This window comes from Coleofasciculus sp. D1-CHI-01 (genome assembly GCF_040218875.1).
Lineage (GTDB): Bacteria > Cyanobacteriota > Cyanobacteriia > Cyanobacteriales > Coleofasciculaceae > Coleofasciculus.
In genome coordinates, this window is sequence record NZ_JAVJQP010000129.1 from 1 (window position 1) to 22,124 (window position 22,124).

Here is a 22,124-nt window from a genome sequence, read left to right on the forward strand (position 1 = left end):
CAACTATGCCGATAACCTCAAGCTAAAAAACCGGGTAATTTATTGAACCCGTTTTAACGGGTTTAAGCTTTAAGCCAGAACTTTAGTTCTCGGCTTCAATCTTTATCAAGGAGACAAAAACATGAAAACTTCAACCTTACCAGGACAATCCCAGCCAAAAATCCCCAACTATGCCGATCGCACGCCCCAATATTATATCGACAAAATGGAGCCAGAACTCCGAGCAAGTTTCACTACCCAACAGCTTCAGGCAATATTTAACGTGTTAGATGAGGCAATTCCCAAGCCATCGCCCAAGATTGTCGATTTAAGATTTTTAGTCGATTTAATCGTCACCCGTTTCTATGTCGTGTTATTAGTCGGTAAAGATAGGCGACGAAAACCCCGGCGTTACATCCCCAAAGGTGTAGCTAAAGTTGGCAATGTCATCGCGGCGATTATCCTACTGTTAGGCGTAAACCTGTTATTGAGCGCCAGTTTATTCCTATTCGCGTACTTACTCAAATCCCTAGTCGGCATCGATTTCTTTTCCGGCGATCGCCATCTTCCCGATATAATTAAAAGCATTTTCCAGTAAGTAGGGGCGCAAAGACTTGCGCCCTTTTTCCGCAGCTTAATAAATTAGGGGCTAAAGCCCCTACTACGAACCCAATTTATTCCCCAATTTTAGCTGTGTCAATCCAGTAGTGCGAGCGTCTCGCTCGCTACTGAGTCGGGCTTTTGACTTAAGGGAGTAACTCCCTATCTTCTGCTCTTGGTTTTAAGAACCCAAATTCAAACACCTGCCGAAAATAATTCACGATCACAAAAAACAAAAACCCTAACGATAGAAGCAGTTCAGCAAACTCTTGGTCTCTGGAAATAACGAATCCAAATCCATCGGTATATTCAAGAATGACATAAATAACCAACGCCAAACTAAAAAATATCGCCAAAAACCAACTGGGGACTAAATAGGTGAGATAGTGATAACCCCCTTGCTGCTGTTATCGATGCGAACGATACCAGAAAATAATTCCTAACAAACACAAAAAACTAATCCCGATAATTCCTTCTCCCCAATAATCCTGAAACCAGACCAAATTATGAATCGTGAATTCTTCTTGAACATTGTAGGTTTCAAAGAAAGGGGGGAGTTCCCAGCCAAATAATCGTTGACCCCAACTGACCTCTTCTAAACCAACAAAAATAAAGAATATACTGTATAGATAGTACCCCCAACCCAAAACCTTTTGACGCAGCCGGAAAAAATAACGACCAATCGGTATCGAAAATCCACCCGCCAGGAAATAAGCAATAACCGTGCCATATTCAATAAATCCCCCCTCATCCAGAATCATCCGATAGGAACGGCTGTCACCGAGGCGAAATTTGAGCAGCAGCAGAATAATCGTGGCGAATATCGGGAAAACTAAGAGAAACCGCTTCATTGTTTCTCGCCCGGAAAACAGGGAAAAATGAACCAACCTTTTAATCCCTTGGCTTTTCCCCAAAAGGAACAACAGGATGCCTAAAATTAAGGCACTGATATTACTCAAATTCCACGTCCAGCCCGGATAGGATTCTAAAAACGGAGAGATTTTAGCCAGTTGTGCAATAGCGGCACCGATACCAAACAGCATAAACATGATGCTGATGACTCGACTAAAAATAGTGATCCGCCCTTCCAGCGCTTTGGTTTTGGGATAGAGGGTCATCCTTGATGTTTCGCCAGTAAACGTTGATTGCTTTTCAAAGATTAACGTTTACACTATCACAGTTGTGCCAAGTAACCGTTACTATTGCTATGTATAATATTGAGGCGGTTCAGGGGCAATGCATGGATTGAATTCTTCCTCCTCCACACAAGCAGAACGGTTTCGGCGACTTCAGAGTCAGTTGCGCGATCGCTGGTCTAGTATTGATCTGTTTGACCAGGACGATCGCGACATCTTGGTGGTGCCGTCTGTTACCGTTGATCAGCGGGAACTGGCGAAGATTCCGGGGTTTCTGCACTATGAGGAACGGCTATTATTTTCCCTGATTCGCTTACGCAATCCCCGCACCCGCCTCATTTATGTGACGGCGGTACCGCTATCACCGATAGTCATTGATTATTACTTGCAACTTTTACCCGGCATTCCCTTTTCTCACGCTCGTGAGCGTTTGATGCTCCTCTCCACCTATGATGCCTCACTCAAACCCCTGAGCCAAAAAATATTAGAACGTCCCCGCTTAATGGCGCGAATTCGTCAGGCACTGCGTCCCCACAAGTCGTACATGATTTGTTATAACTCTACCCAGTTTGAGCGAGAATTATCGGTAAAACTCAGTCTACCGCTTCTCGCACCTGACCCCGATTTACTCCACTGGGGCACCAAGAGTGGGAGTCGGGAAATTTTTAAAGTTAGTGGTATCCCCTATCCCGATGGCTGTGAAACACTATGGACGGTGGACGAGTTAGTAGAAACGGCGGCTGTGTTGTGGGAACGTCATCCTGATTTAAAGCGGATGGTGATTAAACTCAATGAAGGCTTTTCTGGGGAAGGGAATGCGATTCTGGATTTGAGAAAAATCCCCGAAGCTGCGCCGGGGAAAGCGTCTCATGATCAACGAGTTGCAGCTATCCACGAAGACTTAGACCATTTAGGCTTTCAGGCAAGTAATGAAACTTGGAGTCAATTTTCCAGTCGCATCCCCGAATTAGGCGCAATTGTCGAGGTATTTATTGAAGGAGAGAATAAGCGATCGCCTAGTGTGCAAGGGTATATTACCCCAAATGGTGATGTGAAGATACTCTCCACCCATGATCAAATTTTAGGGGGTCCAGACGGTCAGATTTATCTAGGATGTCGATTTCCCGCCGATGCAGCCTATCGCTTACCCTTACAACAGATGGGAATTAAAGTGGGAGAAGCCTTGGCAGAAAAAGGCGCGATCGAGCGGTATGGCGTTGATTTTGTCGCCGTTCACCAGCCGGAACAGGGGGAGAATGTTTGGGATTTACAGGCGATCGAAATTAACTTACGCAAAGGGGGAACCACCCATCCGTTTATGTCGCTGCGGTATTTAACCAATGGTCATTATGACGCCTCAACGGGTTTATTTCACAGCCAGCAAGGTCGTCAGAAATATTACATCGCTACAGATAATTTACAACGGGATCATTACCGAGGGTTAATGCCTAATGATCTGATGGATATTATCACCCATTATCGCCTACATTTTGATAGCAGTACCCGGACGGGGAATGTGTTTCATCTGATGGGCGCCCTCTCGGAGTTTGGCAAACTAGGATTAACCTGTATTGGTGATTCCCCTCCAGAAGCGGAGGCATTTTATAACCAGGTGATGCAAGTGTTAGATCACGAAACCACAGGAACTGATAATGACCAGTTTTCTTATCCCTGTGAGCCGATTTCCTGGTTCTCTAAGTGATATCGAATCCGCTTGATTGCCCACAAATGAGGCTTTCCCGTAGTTAGGATGATAATAAAAATGAGCGAAATCGAATCCCAGACGATCTGATTCATCCTGCAGTTCGCAAAGCCTTAGAAGCTGAATGAAAATCTTTGCGTCACTCTACACAGATGAAGCTGGATAGCCAATAGGATTGGATGCTGACCTTGATTAGGGTTAGTTTTGCGTGCCAATACAGCACGGTAGAGATCCCCCCAAACCCCCCTTAAAAAGGGGGGCTTACTTTGGGTTCATCTGAAAACAGCAAAGGCTTAATCAGGATAAAACCAACCCCTCAACCAAAGGTTGTACCGTTCCACCCCCACATACTACCCTTGGCATCAGCGAACTCAATATAAATTCGCTTAATCGGGACACCCAGCTTTTCACTAATCACCTGGCAAAAGTCTTGACTCATTGCCTGGGTTTGGGCTGGATTCATCGTGCCAATATTTTTGACTTCCAGGTAGCAGGTTGGCTCAACGGTACCGCCAAATGTCATGGATACACCATCTTCAAATGCCGTCATCACATAGGATTCAGGCTTGCCTACATGCTGGGCTAGTTTACCGGAAAGGGTTTTGAGCAACCCTTCCACTAGCGTAGGTTCTGGATTACTGACAGATGATTGAACTTTAATCAGAGGCATAGGCTTATTTTTTCAACTTCATTAGAACTGAGATCGTGCAGCACTGGTAATAAATCCCCGGTTACCCGGTGGTTGGCAAGAGCAACACATGATCATAGAAGGGTGTTTGAGTTTATATACTGTTTGCGGTCACAAACCGAGCTTTTATCATGCAGAGCGCAACGGAGTCAAGCGAAGCATCTGGTCAGATTCTTCACTCCGCTATCGCTCCGTTCAGAATGACAAACTCGCTTCCGGGCGAAGTATAACTCTTGCCCACTCTACGTCAAATCAGCTTACCCTTAACTGCTGCCAGAGCTGAGTTAGAACCATTTGGGATATGGGAAAATTGGCGTTCAGTCTCTAGCCACCATATTGCCAACCGGTGCTTTCGAGTAAAAGCGGTTCTCCTTCCCGGTGGATACCTGCGGCAATCACTTCACCCACATAAATACTGTGATCTCCCTTTTCCACCGAATCGACTACTTGACATTCGATGTAACCAAGGGAGTCAGAAATGATCGGACAGCCTGTGGCTTCTCCTTCATAAAATTCCACATCCGCGAACTTATTCCCAACCCGGCTTTGGGGTTTGAAGAATTTCGCCGCCATGTCTTTTTGTCCATTTTCTAGGAAGCTGATGCTGAACACACCATTTTTTTTCAGCATTTCGTGAGAACCTGTCTCTCTCTTAATACAATTAACCACCAGTGGCGGTTCAAATGAAGACTGCATCAGCCAACTTACGGTGAAACCGTTTAAGTTATCATCATCTTTGACGCCGCAGATATACAGACCATGCGGAATCTTACGCAGCATCGTTTTTTTCGCTCGTTCGTCTAGCAAGGCATCCTCTCCCTAGTTGCACAGATATGGCATTTAGTTTACCAAGAGGTCAGGGGTTTTGGGTGCAGGGGAGAGTTTTGAGCCTTCGCCACCCTAGAGGGAACATGGTTTGTAGGGGCGGGTTTTACTACTATCGTTTCTTTTTGACCCCGATGTGACTAAACCCGCCCTGAGTGAGTTTTCAATTAACTTCCCCAGCTTTCAGACGCGCCATGGCGCGTCTCTACATTACCCTCCCACAACAGACAAGCTAATGAGGACGCCAGGTTTTGCGAACTCGACCTAGAATGCCTTTGCGTGAGAAATTCCGCTTAAACTTCTTAAATTCACCCGCATCTAACCAGACACCGTGACACTGGGGGCATTTTTCATACCAGATACTATACCGATCAATATCAATCATGCGAAACATCGTCGCGCCACAGCGAGGACAATACACATCGTCATCTACTTGATCAAATTGATGTCCCGTTTCTGGAACTCCAATGTCCAAACTCTCGGAGTCTTTAATCCGCTTGAGTTTTTCAGCTTCCAGAGAATCAAACCAAATTCCTTTGCAGTTACAGCAGCGATCGATTTCTATGCCACCATGAGTGATAGACTCTAAGCTTGCACCACATTTAGGACAAACGGTTGGCTTCATAGTTGACTACGGAACAGGGAACAGGCAATACAATCACTATACTCGCACCAGAGTTAATGATAGGAATTTTAACGCCATCGTTAGCCTGTTGGGTTTCACTTACCCCCAGCTTCCCCAGCTTCCCCAGCTTCCCCAGCTCCCTCAGCTGACACGCCGAGCGAAGTCGAGGTGTCCCCCAGCTTCCCCAGCTCCCCCAACTCCCCCAACTCCCCCAACTCCCCCAGCGCCCCCAGCGCCCCCAGCTTCCCCAGCTTCCTCTGCTCCCCTATCTCCCCTCGCGGCGAAAGAGGTGGGAGTGTTCCGGATGGTAAAGGCGGGAACGTGTCGCTGTCTTATTATCTTGACTCGATATTGTCTCTGGTAACGACCAAGGCGTTCTCAAGGCGGGACTAATAATATAAAGTGTTGTCCGAATTAGATTTTCCTGGTGAGTGAGTGCTGCCATTTGCTCTAGAGGGACAAGCCACATTTTTTCATCGGACCAACTAATCCGGAAACAGACAGCAACTGGCGTATTTGCTGGATAATGTTGCATCAGTTTGGCTTGGGCGGCTTCTATATGACGAGCGCTTAGATAAAGACAAAGACTGGCTTGATGCGCGGCTAAGGATGCTAATTCTTCCGACTCAGGTACGGCTGAAGCTCGACCACTAATGCGCGTCAGGATAATGGTTTGTACCACGTCCGGCACAGTGAGTTCAACCCCTAGTTTAGCTGCCGCCGCTTGGTAAGCACTAATACCAGGAATCACTTCAAAGGGAATTTCCGCCTCGGTAAGGGCTTGCATTTGCTCGTGAATGGCGCTGTATAGACTCAGATCACCCGAATGCAGACGAACTACCGATTTTTGCGATCGCACTCGTTCAATCATCAGGGGTAAGATGTCTTCTAGGGTTTTATTCCCAGTTCTGATAATTTCTGCATCAGGACGGGTTTCCTGCAAAATTTGTGATGGTACTAAGGAGTCGGCAAATAAAATCACATCTGCTTTTTGCAGCATTTTCAACGCTTTAACGGTTAATAACTCCGGATCTCCAGGTCCAGCACCAATAATGTAGACGGCTGGAGCTAGGGAAGGGAGAGGGTTTTGAAGTTGAGTAGAGTCAGAACTTTGATACATATAAATTTCCGGATCAGGTTTATCGGGATAGGAAGAAAGAAATGGTAGATGCACCCTGGTTCAGTCCTAGAGATTTTTTCTCTGGGGCTTTTGTTATTTTTAGACGGCTTTTCCGGAGCAAGTTCATAAGGATAGGAAGAAAGAAATGGTAGATGCACCCTGGTTCAGTCCTAGAGATTTTTTCTCTGGGGCTTTTGTTATTTTTAGACAATTCATCCGGATTAGGTTCATAGGGATAAGAAGAAAGGAATGGTAGATGCACCCTGGTTCAGTCCTAGAGATTTTTTCTCTGGGGCTTTTGTTATTTTTAGACGGCTTTTCCGGAGCAAGTTCATAGGGATAAGAAGAAAGGAATGGTAGATGCACCCTGGTTCAGTCCTAGAGATTTTTTCTCTGGGGCTTTTGTTATTTTTAGACAATTCATCCGGAGCAAGTTCATAGGGATAGGAAGAAAGGAATGGTAGATGCACCCTGGTTCAGTCCTAGAGATTTTTTCTCTGGGGCTTTTGTTATTTTTAGACGACTTTTCCGGATTAGGTTCATAAGGATAGGAAAAAAGAAATGGTAGATGCACCCTGGTTCAGTCCTAGAGATTTTTTCTCTGGGGCTTTTGTTATTTTTAGACGACTTTTCCGGATCAGGTTCATAGAGATAGGAAGAAAGGAATGGTAGATGCACCCTGGTTCAGTCCTAGAGATTTTTTCTCTGGGGCTTTTGTTATTTTTAGACAATTCATCCGGAGCCAGTTCATAGGGATAGGAAGAAAGAAATGGTAGATGCACCCTGGTTCAGTCCTAGAGATTTTTTCTCTGGGGCTTTTGTTATTTCAGTTAAGCTGTTCGGCATTTAAACCTTAATGTCAAGAATTGCGGAATCCTTGTCGTAGTATGAGCATCTTGCTCACTACATTAAGTAGAATTCCACTGACTTAAAGCTGGTGGGCAATGCCCACCCTACGGTACTTTTGTTATTGCCCACCTCACGGTATCTTGGAGTTTGTGAAGAGTTCGGCACGTCTCAGTTTAAACTTGTAGATGGTATTCTAGCGTTAAATTGACCCCAATGAACCTTGTATTACTCAGATACTGCATCCCATTGCTGATTTGCCGGTGGTACAACATCTGGGAGAGGACGACGGAACCAGTAGAGCCATGCTAAACCTGCCAATCCCAAGAGAATTGACACTAAACTGACAATTTGAGCAATGCGTAAAGGTCCTACCATCAGGCTATCCGTTCGTAATCCTTCAATCCAAATGCGACCCGCACTATAACCTACCAGATAGATTAGCGCCAATGTGCCAACTTTCAGATGCGGTTTTCGTTTCAAGTCCCGAAAGAATAAGGTGATCAGTATCGAAAAAATTAATACATTCCACAGCGACTCATAAAGAAACGTGGGATGGAAATATTGATAATTGATGTACCCTGGAGGACGCTGTTGGGGAGGAATATACAGTTTCCACGGTAAATTGGTGGGACTGCCAAAGGCTTCTGAATTAAAGAAATTACCCCAACGTCCAATAGCTTGCCCCAAAATCAGCGAAGGAACAACCAAATCGGCTAATAACCAAACCGATAGTTTCTGAATCCGGGCAAAAATGATTGTGGCGACAAGTCCACCCAAAATAGCACCGTGAATGGCGATACCCCCTTTCCAAATTGCAATAATATCTTCCGGGCGTTGGGCGTATTGTTCCCACTCAAACAAGACATAGTAAAGTCTGGCACAGGGAATTGCCCCAATCACTAACCAGATTGCCAAATCCGCGATCGCGTTTGGATCAACGTTACGACGTTTGGCTAAATATTGGGATAAACTGACTCCAATTAATACGGCTGAAGCAATTAGTAAACCGTACCACCGGATAGTCAGTGGTCCTAGCTTCACCAGAATCGGTCCTGGAGAGGCAAATTGAAACGCCAAGATCAGGGAAGGTATGGCTTGCAGCATTTGGGTATAGCGGAGAGTGAATTAAAAATAGTCAATGTATTTGTGTGAGTTCCCAGGCTCAACTCTACCATCCCATTGTTCCGGGTTCACCCTTGAATGGTCCAACAATATCCTTGGTGATCCATCCCCCGTAGAAGTCCCCCGGCTGGGATTGGACTAATTCATCATCGACATAGCAGGCGTCCATTTTACTGGCATAAAAGCTAACGTGATCTTTAATCGAGGAAAACTCTGGAGTTGGCTGAGGATAATACCAGGCGGCATTGGCAGCCCGCTTGTCACCCACCACAACGTCGGCATATCCAGCCATTCCCTTCCATTCACAAAAACTTTTACGCCCTGTCTTGGCTAAATGTTCCAGCTTGATGTCTTCGGGTGGGATGTAATAGCAGGGAGGATGGCTAGTTTCCAATACTCGTTTCGCCCGTCGGGTGTCTGCGATCGCGATCCCGTTAAAGATGACCCGAATATGCTTGGTTGTCTCCTCTAGGCGAGGAGGACGTGGATAATCCCAGACAGATTCTTGACCAGGTTCAGGAGTAATACGATTGGGTTTCACGGTTTAGCTGTTTTCTCTAATGAGACGGCAGATTAGATGCTGTAGGTCTATGTATGTGTTGATAATGTTACCAGTTTCTCGGAAAAATTTCTAATCAATGCTCAATCTCATCGATTCTGAGCAATTTTATACTCCCTCAATCAATTAATCGACCTATGGCGTTGAAAATCTGTTTATTGATCAAATACTCAAGCAATTCTTAACTTTTTCCTTGTCTGTCATATCACCAATTAAACGCTGTAAAGGAGGAGGAAGTTCTTTGATCAGAGTTGGCACAGCAAAAATCTGCTCTTTTTCTAAACGTTCTGGATTCTCGTAAATATCGATTATTTCCAGTTTATAACGTCCTTTTAGGTGTTCTTCACAGATGCTTTTTATGTTTTTAACAGCTTGTATTGACTTAAAGTTATTATGGGCAATATACAAACGAAAAACGTAGGTTTCTACTTCCAATTTTTTAAGGGAATCGAAACTTACTTGAGAGTCATCGAGGAACTCCGGCGAATTGTCCTTGTTTTTGTCGAAATCATTCATGACGATGCTATTTCGCCTCCCTATAATACTAATCTAGTCATTGTACCGTGACTTCCTCTAAAACTGATCTGCTCAAGGATTCATTTTTTTTTATCATGTATTATGTATTGCTTATTAATTCTTATTTTCACATCTCCTCTAGGGAGTCAGAATCACGTATCTGCGCCCTTAGTCGGCGATCCTGGAGCAGTGTTTTATCCCGCAACTTCTCTTGCTGAATCATTTGCTCGATTTCTTCTTTTTGAGTTTCAAATTCAGCTTGCAATGCTTGAATCTGAACTTCCATAATCTGGCGTTTGCGTTCGATTTCATGTTGCTTACGTTCAATTGCCTGTCGGCGAACTAATGCCTCTGCCTTTTCTTGTGATTCTTGGATGGTTCGTGCGGTTCCCGCCATTACACCACCGACTCCCAGATACACATCAATCAATTGCACTCCGGTATTGGTCAACCGAAATTCACGGACTTGATGAGAATGTTTCATGCCGCGAGACTTGAGGACATAAAGTAAGCGATTGCGTTCGCCGCTACTTTCGTCATCCCGCAACAACAACCAGGTATCCATTAATGAGGAAATACCCATGTCAGTTTGTTCTTGGGGATTTCCGCCTAAGTTCAGATGGGTCAAAACCGTGGTAATTTGGTGCGTTTTAAAGAAATCAACCAGACGCATCATAAAGGATTTGATTTGCATGTAGTTACCGATATCCGTCAAATTCGATATAGGGTCGATGATAACTACGGTGGGCTTAAACTCATTAACAAAACGATGAAGTTTGAGTAAATGCGTCTCTAACCCATAAAAAGTTGGACGCATTGCTTGAATTTTCAATAAACCCTTTTGTATAGATGGCTCCAAATCGATGCCAATCGATCGCATATTGCGGATAATCTGACTAGCCGATTCCTCAAAGGCAAAGTAGAGACATGGTTCTCCCCGCAAGCAAGTTTCCTCAGCGAAATGGGCGCAAAGTGAACTCTTGCCCGTTCCCGCCGTACCGGAAATCAGAATACTGCTGCCACGAAAATAGCCTGCACCTCCTAGCATGGTATCCAAGCGCTCAACGCCTGTAGATATCCGCTCATTGGATACCTGGTAATCTAATCCCACAGAGGTGAGGGGTAATACAGAAATCCCGTCGTCTTCAATCAGGAATGGATATTCGTTTGTACCATGTCTAGAACCGCGATACTTGACAATATGTAACCGTCGTGTTGCCAGTTCATTGATGATCCGTTGATTGAGGAAGATGACACAATCGGAAACGTATTCTTCTAAACCTTGACGAGTGAGCGTATTTTGACCACTTTCACCCGTAATAATTGCCGTCACGCCCTTTTCCTTCAGCCAAAGAAACAGTCGCCGCAATTCAGAACGCACGATCGCATTATTTTGCAATCCGGCAAATAAAACCTCTAGGGTGTCTAAGACAACCCGCTTGGCGTTAATCGAGTCAATGGCATAGCCGAGACGAATAAATAAGGCTTCGAGATCATATTCGCCTGTTTCCTGGATCTGAGTGCGATCAACATGGACATAATGAATACCCAGTTTTTTTTGATCGGCTAATGCTTGTAAATCCCAACCGAATGAGGCGACATTCTGCGTCAGTTCCTCTGGCGACTCTTCAAAGGACATGAAAACACCCGATTCTTGGTACTCCGTGGCACCGCGTACCAGAAATTCCATTGCCATGAGTGTCTTACCACAGCCGGCTTGACCGCACACTAATGTGGGACGCCCTTGAGGTAATCCACCATTGGTAATTTCGTCAAGTCCCTGGATGCCAGTTGGACATTTGATCAGCTTGGCTTGGTTTGTCTGTGTCATTTGTTATTCATCTTATGTCTTATGTCCTTTGTCAGGGTTTGAGGAATATTTGCGGGACTTAATAGAGTTTGGTTTATCTCCATCAACCTACTTAGAGAGAATTGGGCGATTTTTTGATTAGAGCAATAATTGAGTCAATCGATTCTCTAGGTTTATGCATCATTCATTTTATTTTATCCCTACGGTTTCCCCCCAACTCTTACTTAGGCGGTAGAATTAGATATAGACTTGACTGCTTCAATGTCATCTCTATTCTATTTACGCTAATATTCTTGACAAAATAAACAATCTGTGAAATAAAAGAATCATCAGACTTATGGTTTACCCTGTCACCCCGTCCCCTCGTCCCCCCATCTCCCCAGAAAATATTCAGCCAGATGTAACGAATACACCCCTATTAGGGGCAAGTTTCGCCGAGTTAACCCAGTGGGTAGAACAGCAGGGACAACCCGCCTATCGGGGACGCCAGCTTCATAACTGGATTTATCAAAAAGGGGTGCGACGCCTTAGTGATATTTCAGTTTTTCCCAAGTCATGGCGGCAAGCCTTAGTTGATGTCCCCATTGGTCGTTCTACTCTACATTATCGCTCTCAGGCTCCCGATCGCACGGTCAAATATTTGCTGCGGTTGGCAGATGGTAATATTATCGAAACCGTCGGAATTCCCACCGCCAATCGGTTAACGGTTTGCGTCTCCTCCCAAGTGGGTTGTCCCATGGCGTGTGACTTTTGTGCGACGGGGAAAGGCGGATTTACCCGGAATCTCCACCGTCATGAGATTGTTGATCAAGTTTTGACGGTTCAGGAGGATTTTGGGCAACGGGTAAGTAATGTTGTATTTATGGGCATGGGAGAACCCTTACTGAATTTAGACGAGGTTCTCGCGGCTGTGCGTTCCCTCAATCAGGATATTGGCATCGGTATGCGATCGCTGACAATCTCCACCGTAGGCATTCGCGATCGCATCCGTCAACTGGCAGAACATAAACTGCAACTGACATTTGCTGTCAGTCTCCATGCTTCTAATCAGCAATTGCGCGAACAATTGATTCCCAGTGCTAAACGCTATCCATTAGCTGATTTACTACAGGAATGTCGGGATTATGTCAAGATAACCGGACGTCGAGTTACCTTTGAATATATTCTATTGGCGGGACTCAATGACCAACCTGAACATGGAATAGAATTAGCTCAACACCTACGCGGATTTCAAAGTCACGTTAATTTGATTCCTTACAATCCGATTAGCGAAGTGGATTATCAGCGTCCTAGTCCCCGGCGAATTCAAGCCTTTGTTGAGGCATTAGAACAGCATAACATTGCCGTCAGTGTGCGTCGTTCTCGCGGTTTAGAAAAAGACGCCGCCTGTGGACAATTAAGGGCTTCAACGGTTTGATAAAAGAAAGGTAGAGGCAAGAGGACTTCAGGGTAGGAGACAGGCTAAACAACTCGCGATCGCCACCATTACAGAATCCTTAAAAACATGCAAACAGTAGAAAGCTGCCAGTCGATTCTGAACGCAGGGAAAACGACAACCGAAACAGCGTTACAATTATTTGACGCTCTCGAACCCGTGGATTTAGACTTTATGATTGGTCGTTGGCAAGGATCGGGACTCCATACTGATCACCATCTGGATGGCTTCTTAGAAACATTAAATTGGTATGGAAAAGAATTTGTTGATCCTGAGACAGTTCACCCATTGTTATTTTTAGATAGCCAGGGAAAAATTTTTAAGGTTGCGCCCAATCCCACAGCAATTAACGTACTTTTTAATTTGCCAATTCTCAAAAATGACTCTCTGAAACCTTGGCTAAGCTTGACGAATTCCTTGCTGAAACCCTTTGTGAAAACTGAGGAAAGTCAAGCCAGACTCCGAATGATGGACTATCGAGGAAAAGTCAGTGCCACGATGATCTATGATCATTTGCCGATTAACGACTCGTTTCGCCAAGTAGATGACAATACTGTGTTAGGAATTATGGATTTGAAACGCTCACCCCAACCATTCTTTTTTGTGCTTAAGCGCAGTGTCACCCATTAATAATATAGCAATCGCCATAGCGGTTAGGACGCATCATTTTATAGGTTAGTTAAAACTTATGTCCAGAAACCGTAGGGGCGCACAGACGTGCATTGGTGTCAACTTAAGCTCAACCCCTCACCCCCAGCCCCTCTCCCGTGCAAAAAAAGCGAAGCATCCTCTGTCCTCCCCGTGCAAAAAAAGTGAAACATCCTCTGTCCTCCCCGTGCAAAAAAAGTGAAACATCCTCTGTCATCCCCGTGCAAAAAAAGTGAAACATCCTCTGTCCTCCCCGTGCAAAAAAAGTGAAACATCCTCTGTCCTCCCCCCTCTTGTAGGGGGGAACGAGGGGGGTAGGGGGGAACGAGGGGGGTAGGGGGGAACGAGGGGGGTAGGGGGGTTCGGAGTTGGGGTTAGGGGATGAGGGGGAAAATGTCGAGAAGTAGATAGACACAGCTTAAAACCTTGCCAGCATTGGTTTTCTACCTTAAGTTGACACCAATTACAGACGTGCGCCCGATTCAGGGGTAGCATCCTTCATAAGTATGGCATCACCTTGCTCAGGGAAAATGTACCCTTGCTCCCCCAGCTTCCCCAGCTCCCAGACGTGCCATGGCACGTCTCTACATTGGCTTCCCCAGCTTCCCCAGCGCCCCCTCACCACAGCGCTTATTCAGCAACCCCTAACTAGGATTCGTTGCTAGTTTGAATCCCAGGGCTTTTTTCTTCATCGTCTGGAAAATATTGTAGAAACCATTGGCACGAGATGGGGTTAAGCTGACATTTAACCCGGTTTCTTGGATAAACTCTGGAGACACGTCCACAATGTCCTCTGGGGGGAGTCCATTTAACCCTTCAATCAGCAGCGCCACTAGCCCTTTGACTAACTGGGCATCTGAATCCCCTTGATACCATACCTTTCCATCTTCTAGGTTGGCAGTGATGTAAACCTGGGAGACGCAGCCTTGGACTTTATTTTCCGGTGTTTTGTCTGCTTCTGGCATATCCTGAAGCTTCTTGGCATACCAGAGAAGCTGTTCATACCGTTGTTTAGGATTCGTCCGTCGCTTAAATCGCTGCACAATTTTGGCGAGGGAATCGGGTAGAGGGGTTGAGGTTGATGACATACCCAGTATTCAAGACCGACTGTTCACATTTATCCTAACAAGACTTATGCAATTCTACTCATGCAACCCAGAAAACAGAAGTCAATCCTTAGTCAGGGCGGGCGCGAGTTACATCTGGGTGAGGTCAAAAACGATAGTAGTGAAAGTGAGCCCCTACACACTTGGTTAGGGCGGGTTTTGCACAAACGTTATCATCAATAGCGACAAGAGATTTCCTAAACCCGCCCCTACGCACTCAACACTGTTGGCTAATCGAGTTTCCGTTATTCTAGATCACTTAACCGCGAGTGGTATTCCAAAGCAAATTGTGGACAATCTCTACTGGCTGGATCAGATTCAACCGTCACAACGTTCCCTGGTGGGAGAGAAAGCCTTTGGCTTAAGTCAACTTGGGCAACAAGGGTATCCAGTTATTCGCGGCTTTGTGATTCCAGCGATCGCGTTTTGGCAAGTCATCGCTGATTTAAGTCAATCAGAACCGTTGTTAGCCGATTTACCGCAGTCCTCGTTGTACGTGAATGTTGATAATCCCCGTCAGTTGCAACAGGTTGCTCAACATATTCGCCAAGTGATTACCTCTGCCACTGTACCAGAAGGTTGGCGATCGCAGATTCTGGATGCAGGGTCAACTCTAGACGCCGCCGCCCTGATTTTACAGCCTTCTGTGTCATTTACTGAGGTGCGATCGCTCCTGCCGATGTCTACTCATCCGGTTAACCGCGAGGATTGGGCTGAGTCTATGCCGATTCCAGAACTTTTGGCATCTCATTATTGCCGCAAACAGCCGGATGCTCTGCTCCATACTTTAAAGCAGGTGTGGGCAGAATTGTTTCGAGCCAAAAGCTTATTTTACTGGCAACGGGTTGGCATGGGACTGGATCAGATTAACTTAGCGGTTCTGGTACAACCAATCTATGACACTTTAGCCTCTGGCGTTCTCCAGGCGAAATCTGATTTCTGTCAGATCCAAGCCACCTGGGGAATGGAGATAGCGATTACTCAGGGTAAAGTCTTACCGGATACCTATAAAATCGCGATTCCCACCGATCAACTTTTGCTAAGTCAACCAGGAAACAAAACCCTCGCCTATCGGCTGAACCCGGAACCGACAGGAAATGCCGTGCAAGCTTATCCCCTCAGCCAGGGAGAACAGCAGCAGTCTGTTTTGGACGAGAACGCTTGGCAACAGATTATGGCGTTATCCAGAAAACTGCAAACCCAATTCAATCCCCCCTTTTCTTTTGACTGGACTCTTTGTAAAATTCCCAACACGACAGAACCTCAGCTATACGTGACTCAATTTCGCCCTCACTCTGCTTCTTCTGCTGAATCATTCCCATCCCAACCTCAGTCACGGCGAGGATTATCGGCGGCGCCTGGACAAGTAACAGCCGTGGCGCAAGTGATAGTTGGGGAGGAGCAAAATTGGCAGGCTATCCCCCCAGATCGAATTTTAGTGACTCACACGATTGCTCCCGATTGGCTACCTCTATTAAGACAAGCCGCAGGGGTGGTGACGGAACAGGGGGGAATGACGTCTCATGCGGCAATTGTGGCGAGGGAATTGGGGATTCCGGCGGTGGTTAATGTCCCTGGGATTACCCAATTGGTACAAACGGGGGAGGTACTGTTGGTGGATGGCGATCGCGGCGAAATTCAACGTTTAGCTAGGGATGCTAAAGAGCTTGGAGATGCCGTAGATGTCGCTATTGAGAAGCAGGAAACCCTTGCCGATGCCCCATCACCGAGGCAGTATAACCGATTTCCGATTGCGACTCAATTGTTAGTGAATCTCAGCCAACCCCAATCTCTGGAACGAATTCGGGATTTACCCATTGATGGGATTGGCTTATTGCGATCGGAATTGATGATTTTGGACGTATTGGATAATCAACCCCCCCAGGAATGGTTGCGACAGGGGCGGAAACAGGAGTTAATCACCCGCCTTGCTCAATTGATCATGCAGTTTGCGGCGGCGTTGATGCCACGACCTGTATTTTATCGTTCCCTGGATTGGGGTGAAGCGGAATTGATCCATGGGGATACGTCGAATGTTAACGGTTCAAGGTTATCGGTGGTGAATGCGATGTTGGGGCGGCGGGGGACTTATCGCTATTTACATGATCCGACGAGTTTTGATTTGGAACTGGCGGCGTTACATCAATTGTATGTTCAGGGGTATAGTAATGTTCAGTTAATGTTGCCATTTGTGCGGACGGTTGAAGAGTTTGTCTTTTGTCGCCGTCGGGTGGAACAAGCGGGATTAATGGATAATCCTCATTTTCAACTTTGGATTATGGCAGAAGTGCCATCGATACTGTTTTTACTGCCGGATTATGTTAAAGCGGGGGTGCAGGGAATCTCGATTGGTACGAATGATCTGACGCAATTGTTATTAGCTGCCGATCGCAATTTGGGGGAGTTAGGTTCAACGTTAGATGGACGCCATCCCGCCGTCATGGGAGCGATTAAGCAATTGATCGATATGGCAAAGGTGGCGGGGATTCCTTGTGCAATATGTGGTCAAGCCCCAGCCCAGTATCCGGAAGTCGTGGAATCCTTGGTGGAATGGGGGATTCAGTCTATTTCTGTGGATGTGAATGATGTGGAAGCGACTTATTATGCGATCGCTCGCGCAGAACAACGGTTACTTTTAGATGCTGCACGGCGCTCATTAGAAGCATAAGGATTCAACTGGATATGATATGAGATGGCTATTTTCCCGCTTAAATAATCAACAGGTTAGGCAACCCATTCCCTCGGTTCACCCAGGTTGGTTGTTAGCTTGGGGGCAATTTGGCGCTGAACCCCCCGATTGTACGTTCTTGATTCCCAACCAGTTAGCCGTCACTCAGATTCAACCCGCTTTTAGTCCCCAAGCAGAGTATGGGGTGGTGGGGGATATTTGGTTAAGTAATTCTACCCGATTATTGCAACAGGTGGGAATTGAGCCTGGGGATTGGCGGGGAACCGATCAAGGGTTGGTGGCGCTGCTGTGGGAACGCTGGGGACAAGATTGTTTAGCCTATCTGGAAGGGGTATTTGGACTAGCGATTTGGCATCAACCGAGTCAGAGGTTGTGGTTGGTGCGCGATCGCGTCGGCGGTCGGACGTTATATTATACGACGATGGGTTCCTCTTACTGGATTGCGCCTCGGTTGAGAACCCTGCGCCCCCACCATTCAGCCGACTTGGATTTAGTGGCGTTGCGGGATTATTTATGTTGTGCTTTTGTGCCTGGAGAACGCACGCTTTGGCAACAGGTGCGGGAATTGCGCCCGGGTACAGTGTTGCAATTACCTGATCGACAACCCAACTATTACTGGCAACCGCAAGAGCAAATTACCCATCCTCAGCAAAGTTTATCATGGCACGCTCAGCAGTTGCGATCGCGTCTCGATCAAGTGGTTCAAGACTACTTACCCACAAATGAATCAGTAGGGGTTTATTTATCAGGTGGATTAGATTCCAGTTGCATTACTGCACTCGCCGCTAAGTTTCATCAGTATCCCGTTCACACCTACTCGATTCATTTTGGCGCAGATTATCCCAATGAATTAGAGTTTTCCAATGTAGTTGCCCACCATTGCCAAACCCAGCACCACATCTTAGAAATTACCCCCGAACAAATGTGGGAACAATTACCGATAACCATGGCACAGTTAGATGATCCGATTGGTGATCCGTTAACGGTTCCCAATTATTTGTTAGCGCAACTGGCGAAGGAAGCGGTTACGATTATCCTCAATGGCGAAGGGGGAGATCCTTGTTTTGGTGGACCGAAAAATCAGCCAATGTTACTCAAGCAGTTATATGGTTCTCCGGACAATAATCCTAATTTAGTGGCGGCTTATTTGAACTCCTTTAAAAAATGCGCTCCGGATTTGCCGAAGTTGTTGAAACCAGAAATATGGGACGCGGTTAAAACGGAGTCATCTGTCTTTGAGGCGGATTTGTTTTCCTCGGCACAGTATTTGAATCGGTTAATGGGACTGAATATTAAATTTAAAGGGGCGGATCATATTTTAACCAAGGTGAATAATCTGACTCGTTCGGCTGGATTAGAAGGGCGTTCTCCCTTGTTTGACCAGCGAATTGTGCAGATGGCAATGGAAATTCCGCCGGACTATAAACTGGCTGGGAATCAGGAGAAAGCTGTGCTAAAGCAAGCGGTTGCGGAACTCTTACCGACGGAAATTATTCAGCGTCCCAAAAGCGGGATGATGGTGCCAGTGCAGTTTTGGTTTCGCCATTATTGGCAACGACAAACCAAGGCGTTGTTGTTGTCGAAAAAATCGGCAATATCGCCTTATTTAAATCAGTCGTTGATTCGCGATTGGATTGAGTATCGTGGGGATACCTGGAGTCGGTATGGGGTTAAGCTTTGGTTACTTGTAAGTTTAGAATATTGGCTGAATTGATGTGTTTGGGTTGGGGGCAAATGGGTGACATCGAGATTGTATTTTTTTAACGCAGAGGACGCAGAGGAAAACGCAGAGGTACGCAGAGGGGGTTAAAGGTTGGGGAGGATTGAGAAGAGGGAGGCGATGAGATGATTGTTACGATTAGTCGAGACAGTTATAAAACGATTAAACGCCTGAATAAGCGGAAACGATAAAATCAGTAACTGTAGGTAACTTCACTATAATTTTTAACCAAAACTGTCGGATGCAAACAAATAAACATCACTACTACTACTCTCACTCTCAACATCTATAAATACTGAATCTCTCCCCCCGGTGCTAATTTGACTCCGGTTAATTCCTTGAGTCACTATCTGTAATAGCCGTTGCGGTGTAAATGATTCCAACTCGACAAAATTACCGGATTCTAACCATGCTAGTTCCTCAGCCGATAACTCTCGCCGTATCTCTACGCTTAATTGTCTCGCCTGTTCTGCTGATTCTGGGGAGGATTCAATAAAAAGATTGCGACTATTTAAGACATGACGGGGAAGTAATCCTAAATCATAAATGGTGACGGTATTCTCAGCAAACCAATGGTGACTTGTGCGTAGGTGATGAATCAGGGTGATACCATGAGGACTGGCATTATGTAGGGCGTAGACATTTAATTCGGGATTGCGTCTCAGCATGTCTAATACCGTTGAAAAAATGCTTTGAGGATACCCGGTAATACTTAGCACCGCACAGTTATTTTCAAAGTGAAAATTATTGGCAATCAGCAGTTGAGCAATTGTGGCACTATCACAGACGACAACTCGGTCAAAACTATAGGCGGTGATATCCGGATTAATGGATGTGGATAAACGTTCTTGATTCGGAGGAGGTAAAAGTTGCTCAACTGTACCATTAATTTGTTGCCAACGTTCTAACCAACTTTGGAATTTACTCAGTGTAATCGAAACGGTTTGGAAGAATGTGCTTTGGCGACGCAGCTGACGAATTCCTAAATAGAACGATAACATACCGACAATAATAGTTATCGCAAATTGGCAAAAAATCAGCCAGTTGCCTCCACTACCATCGACGGTAGAGAATAAAAGAGATAAAATTCCATAGAGAAGCAAAAATCCACCAATAATTTGTAAATATCTAGCATTGCGATTACGGACTCTTCTGGGCGTATTGGCAGAATTGCTGATTTGGTAACAGGCAAAAATTAAGAGCGGGATTCCGATGTAAGGAATAATAACAATCAGAATCCAGGCAAAGATTTGCAGAAAAACATTGTTGATCTTGCGCTTAATTCTCTTGTTGATAAGGTAGTATAATTGTTGAGGGGTAAAGTATAGACTCCCATTTACTGATAAATCTGAGATGGCTTTAGCAAAAAATAGATCAGTTATTTTGGTCTGACCCATAGTTGTGGGTTCAAAGACAAAGGAATGTCCACAGTTTTTACACCGTCCTTGATTGGCGGTGCGGTCTTTAAGATTATTATCAGTTTGACATTGAATACATTTCATAATTAGGTAATTTTTATTTTTGATTATTTCTGTAATTGTCCAAAAAAATCACTCACATACTCTCCATTCCCCTCCATTCCTCTGCGTACCTCTGCGTCAACCTCTGCGTCCCTCTGCGTTAAAAAAATATAATTTTGAGGTTTACTAAAGCGCACATTAGGTAAAGGGCGCACGTCAGTGCGCCCCTACGCACCTGGGAAATTAATCAAATACCTGATTATTTAATAAAATACTATAATCTTCCCGTTTTCTAATCAATCGGTGAGTCCCCTGTTCAACTAAAACCTCAGCCGGACGCGGACGGTGTAAGAAATGAGACGACATCGCATATCCGTAAGCACCGCTATCCAGAATTGCGATACTATCTCCAATCTTTAACGCCGGGAGTTGACAGTTGCGCCCCAAGTAATCCCGTGAATAGGTGGTATTTCCACACACATCGGTGGGATACGGTTCACCCTGGGTATCTGTAAAACTGACAATTTTTCGATAGCCGCCATGTACAGATGGAACAGATAAATTCGCCACGGTAGTATCAACGCCGACAATTTGTTTGCCATTTTGCCACTTAACAGAAACAACTTTTGCTAACAAGGACGCACATCCTGCGATCGCGGCTCGTCCAGGTTCTATAATTAAGTCTATAGGTCTGCCGATTGTCTGGAGTTTCTGAGTTATCACCTTGCCAAATCCTTGCCAATCAAAAGCGACGCCATTCCCCTGATAGGGATAACCAAATCCACCGCCAAAGTCTAAATAGTCCCAATCCGGTAATTGTTGACCAATCTCGCATAAGGAATCAATCACTTGGGTAAAGGCTTTGGTTGCATTGGTTCCGGTTCCGCGATAGAAATGGATACCATTGAGGTGTAATCCCGCCGATTGGGTTATTTCCAGTGCATCGGGGAATTCTTCGCGTCGAACCCCGATGCGGCTATCCCCGGTTAATTCCGGTACATTTAACCGTAATCCTAAGTTTAATCGGGGTAATTTAGAATCGAGGGCGTGATAGACTTGACAGCATAAATCCAATTGGGAGATACTATCTAAATTTAAGGTGGTAATTCCCCAATGGAGAACCTGCTGCATTTCTGAATAATTTAAATTACTGCCACTATAAACAATGTTATCCGGGGTGAATCCCGCCTTTAAACCTAAATAGATATCTCCGGGTGTATTGGCGTGAAGTCCCCACCCCTCTTGCTGGAAGATTTGCAGCAAAGCGACATTACCATTAGTCACGCTGGCAAACTGGAACCGAGTGCGCGGATAGGGGACAGCATGAGTAATATAACCAATTGTATCCCGTATGCGATCGCCCTGATAAACATAGAGGGGTGAACCGTAGATATTCAGTAATTCTTGGTCATTTGTCATCGGTTCTGCTCCTATCTTGCACCACTTTCAACAAGTCAAATTGTAGAGTGCGTTAGCGCATAAAACAGTAGAATAGATGCTCCCGTGGGTTAATTAACTCTGGGAAAGACCCCTCC

General features: G+C 45.5%; 18 protein-coding genes. 6 read left to right on the forward strand and 12 right to left on the reverse strand.

Annotated elements, in window-relative coordinates; translation table 11 throughout:
• The first annotated feature begins 121 nt into the window (after positions 1–121).
• Entirely contained in the window at positions 122–577 is a 456-nt protein-coding gene (locus RIB93_RS22935) for a hypothetical protein (protein WP_446375979.1), read from the forward strand.
• 409 nt (positions 578–986) lie between these two features.
• Here RIB93_RS22935 and RIB93_RS22940 read toward each other — a convergent pair whose 3' ends face one another.
• Complete coding sequence (locus tag RIB93_RS22940; protein ID WP_446375981.1) at positions 987–1,697, reverse strand: hypothetical protein; 711 nt, start codon at positions 1,695–1,697, stop codon at positions 987–989.
• A gap of 118 nt (positions 1,698–1,815) precedes the next feature.
• Between RIB93_RS22940 and RIB93_RS22945 the strand changes: the two genes are divergently transcribed.
• Positions 1,816–3,417, forward strand: a complete 1,602-nt coding sequence (locus tag RIB93_RS22945; protein WP_446375983.1) for a peptide ligase PGM1-related protein — start codon at positions 1,816–1,818, stop codon at positions 3,415–3,417.
• 316 nt (positions 3,418–3,733) lie between these two features.
• On the opposite strand, the gene RIB93_RS22950 is transcribed toward RIB93_RS22945, so the two are convergent.
• From RIB93_RS22950 to kaiC, 8 genes are all read right to left on the reverse strand, one after another.
• Positions 3,734–4,087, reverse strand: coding sequence for a phenylpyruvate tautomerase MIF-related protein (locus tag RIB93_RS22950; RefSeq protein ID WP_446375985.1), 354 nt, complete (start codon positions 4,085–4,087; stop codon positions 3,734–3,736).
• A gap of 342 nt (positions 4,088–4,429) precedes the next feature.
• Positions 4,430–4,912, reverse strand: a complete 483-nt coding sequence (locus RIB93_RS22955) for a flavin reductase family protein (RefSeq protein ID WP_446375987.1) — start codon at positions 4,910–4,912, stop codon at positions 4,430–4,432.
• A gap of 250 nt (positions 4,913–5,162) precedes the next feature.
• A complete protein-coding gene (locus RIB93_RS22960) occupies positions 5,163–5,555 on the reverse strand; it encodes a zf-TFIIB domain-containing protein (RefSeq protein WP_446375988.1) in 393 nt (130 codons plus the stop codon).
• A gap of 265 nt (positions 5,556–5,820) precedes the next feature.
• Positions 5,821–6,675 carry a precorrin-4 C(11)-methyltransferase gene (gene cobM, locus RIB93_RS22965; protein ID WP_446376045.1) on the reverse strand — a complete coding sequence of 285 codons (855 nt, stop codon included), beginning with the start codon at positions 6,673–6,675 and terminating at the stop codon, positions 5,821–5,823.
• Positions 6,676–7,749: 1,074 nt separating this feature from the next.
• Positions 7,750–8,628 carry a prolipoprotein diacylglyceryl transferase gene (gene lgt / locus RIB93_RS22970; RefSeq protein ID WP_446375989.1) on the reverse strand — a complete coding sequence of 293 codons (879 nt, stop codon included), beginning with the start codon at positions 8,626–8,628 and terminating at the stop codon, positions 7,750–7,752.
• A gap of 64 nt (positions 8,629–8,692) precedes the next feature.
• On the reverse strand, positions 8,693–9,187 hold the full coding sequence (locus tag RIB93_RS22975) for a DUF427 domain-containing protein (RefSeq protein WP_446375991.1): 495 nt from the start codon (positions 9,185–9,187) through the stop codon (positions 8,693–8,695).
• A 180-nt stretch (positions 9,188–9,367) separates the two neighbouring features.
• Positions 9,368–9,721 (reverse strand): circadian clock KaiB family protein, encoded by a 354-nt coding sequence (locus RIB93_RS22980; protein ID WP_446375993.1) that lies wholly within the window; start codon positions 9,719–9,721, stop codon positions 9,368–9,370.
• Between the two features lie 127 nt (positions 9,722–9,848).
• On the reverse strand, positions 9,849–11,552 hold the full coding sequence (gene kaiC, locus RIB93_RS22985; protein ID WP_446375995.1) for a circadian clock protein KaiC: 1,704 nt from the start codon (positions 11,550–11,552) through the stop codon (positions 9,849–9,851).
• A gap of 316 nt (positions 11,553–11,868) precedes the next feature.
• Here kaiC and rlmN point away from each other — a divergent pair, with 316 nt between their 5' ends.
• A complete protein-coding gene (rlmN, locus tag RIB93_RS22990) occupies positions 11,869–12,948 on the forward strand; it encodes a 23S rRNA (adenine(2503)-C(2))-methyltransferase RlmN (RefSeq protein WP_446375997.1) in 1,080 nt (359 codons plus the stop codon).
• 87 nt (positions 12,949–13,035) lie between these two features.
• Positions 13,036–13,596 carry a DUF4334 domain-containing protein gene (locus RIB93_RS22995; RefSeq protein WP_446375999.1) on the forward strand — a complete coding sequence of 187 codons (561 nt, stop codon included), beginning with the start codon at positions 13,036–13,038 and terminating at the stop codon, positions 13,594–13,596.
• Between the two features lie 662 nt (positions 13,597–14,258).
• On the opposite strand, the gene RIB93_RS23000 is transcribed toward RIB93_RS22995, so the two are convergent.
• Positions 14,259–14,702, reverse strand: a complete 444-nt coding sequence (locus tag RIB93_RS23000; RefSeq protein ID WP_006104027.1) for a SufE family protein — start codon at positions 14,700–14,702, stop codon at positions 14,259–14,261.
• Positions 14,703–14,946: 244 nt separating this feature from the next.
• On the opposite strand from RIB93_RS23000, the gene RIB93_RS23005 reads away from it, so the two are divergent.
• Positions 14,947–17,388 (forward strand): putative PEP-binding protein, encoded by a 2,442-nt coding sequence (locus tag RIB93_RS23005; RefSeq protein WP_446376001.1) that lies wholly within the window; start codon positions 14,947–14,949, stop codon positions 17,386–17,388.
• A 19-nt stretch (positions 17,389–17,407) separates the two neighbouring features.
• Positions 17,408–19,123, forward strand: coding sequence for an asparagine synthetase B family protein (locus RIB93_RS23010; protein WP_446376003.1), 1,716 nt, complete (start codon positions 17,408–17,410; stop codon positions 19,121–19,123).
• 230 nt (positions 19,124–19,353) lie between these two features.
• Here RIB93_RS23010 and RIB93_RS23015 read toward each other — a convergent pair whose 3' ends face one another.
• Entirely contained in the window at positions 19,354–20,631 is a 1,278-nt protein-coding gene (locus RIB93_RS23015) for an MFS transporter permease (protein ID WP_446376005.1), read from the reverse strand.
• Between the two features lie 201 nt (positions 20,632–20,832).
• Entirely contained in the window at positions 20,833–22,008 is a 1,176-nt protein-coding gene (locus RIB93_RS23020; protein WP_446376007.1) for a diaminopimelate decarboxylase family protein, read from the reverse strand.
• Positions 22,009–22,124: the final 116 nt, after the last annotated feature.

What these genes read in the sequence shown, in the direction of transcription:
- RIB93_RS22995 (WP_446375999.1), top strand. Translation starts at nt 13,036, where the DNA reads ATGCAAACAGTAGAAAGCTGCCAGTCGATTCTGAACGCAGGGAAAACG.
- RIB93_RS22950 (WP_446375985.1), bottom strand. Translation starts at nt 4,087, where the DNA reads ATGCCTCTGATTAAAGTTCAATCATCTGTCAGTAATCCAGAACCTACG.
- cobM (WP_446376045.1), bottom strand. Translation starts at nt 6,675, where the DNA reads ATGTATCAAAGTTCTGACTCTACTCAACTTCAAAACCCTCTCCCTTCC.
- RIB93_RS22940 (WP_446375981.1), bottom strand. Translation starts at nt 1,697, where the DNA reads ATGACCCTCTATCCCAAAACCAAAGCGCTGGAAGGGCGGATCACTATT.
- rlmN (WP_446375997.1), top strand. Translation starts at nt 11,869, where the DNA reads ATGGTTTACCCTGTCACCCCGTCCCCTCGTCCCCCCATCTCCCCAGAA.
- RIB93_RS22980 (WP_446375993.1), bottom strand. Translation starts at nt 9,721, where the DNA reads ATGAATGATTTCGACAAAAACAAGGACAATTCGCCGGAGTTCCTCGAT.
- RIB93_RS23000 (WP_006104027.1), bottom strand. Translation starts at nt 14,702, where the DNA reads ATGTCATCAACCTCAACCCCTCTACCCGATTCCCTCGCCAAAATTGTG.
- lgt (WP_446375989.1), bottom strand. Translation starts at nt 8,628, where the DNA reads ATGCTGCAAGCCATACCTTCCCTGATCTTGGCGTTTCAATTTGCCTCT.
- kaiC (WP_446375995.1), bottom strand. Translation starts at nt 11,552, where the DNA reads ATGACACAGACAAACCAAGCCAAGCTGATCAAATGTCCAACTGGCATC.
- RIB93_RS23020 (WP_446376007.1), bottom strand. Translation starts at nt 22,008, where the DNA reads ATGACAAATGACCAAGAATTACTGAATATCTACGGTTCACCCCTCTAT.
- RIB93_RS22960 (WP_446375988.1), bottom strand. Translation starts at nt 5,555, where the DNA reads ATGAAGCCAACCGTTTGTCCTAAATGTGGTGCAAGCTTAGAGTCTATC.
- RIB93_RS23010 (WP_446376003.1), top strand. Translation starts at nt 17,408, where the DNA reads ATGAGATGGCTATTTTCCCGCTTAAATAATCAACAGGTTAGGCAACCC.
- RIB93_RS22945 (WP_446375983.1), top strand. Translation starts at nt 1,816, where the DNA reads ATGCATGGATTGAATTCTTCCTCCTCCACACAAGCAGAACGGTTTCGG.
- RIB93_RS22935 (WP_446375979.1), top strand. Translation starts at nt 122, where the DNA reads ATGAAAACTTCAACCTTACCAGGACAATCCCAGCCAAAAATCCCCAAC.
- RIB93_RS23015 (WP_446376005.1), bottom strand. Translation starts at nt 20,631, where the DNA reads ATGAAATGTATTCAATGTCAAACTGATAATAATCTTAAAGACCGCACC.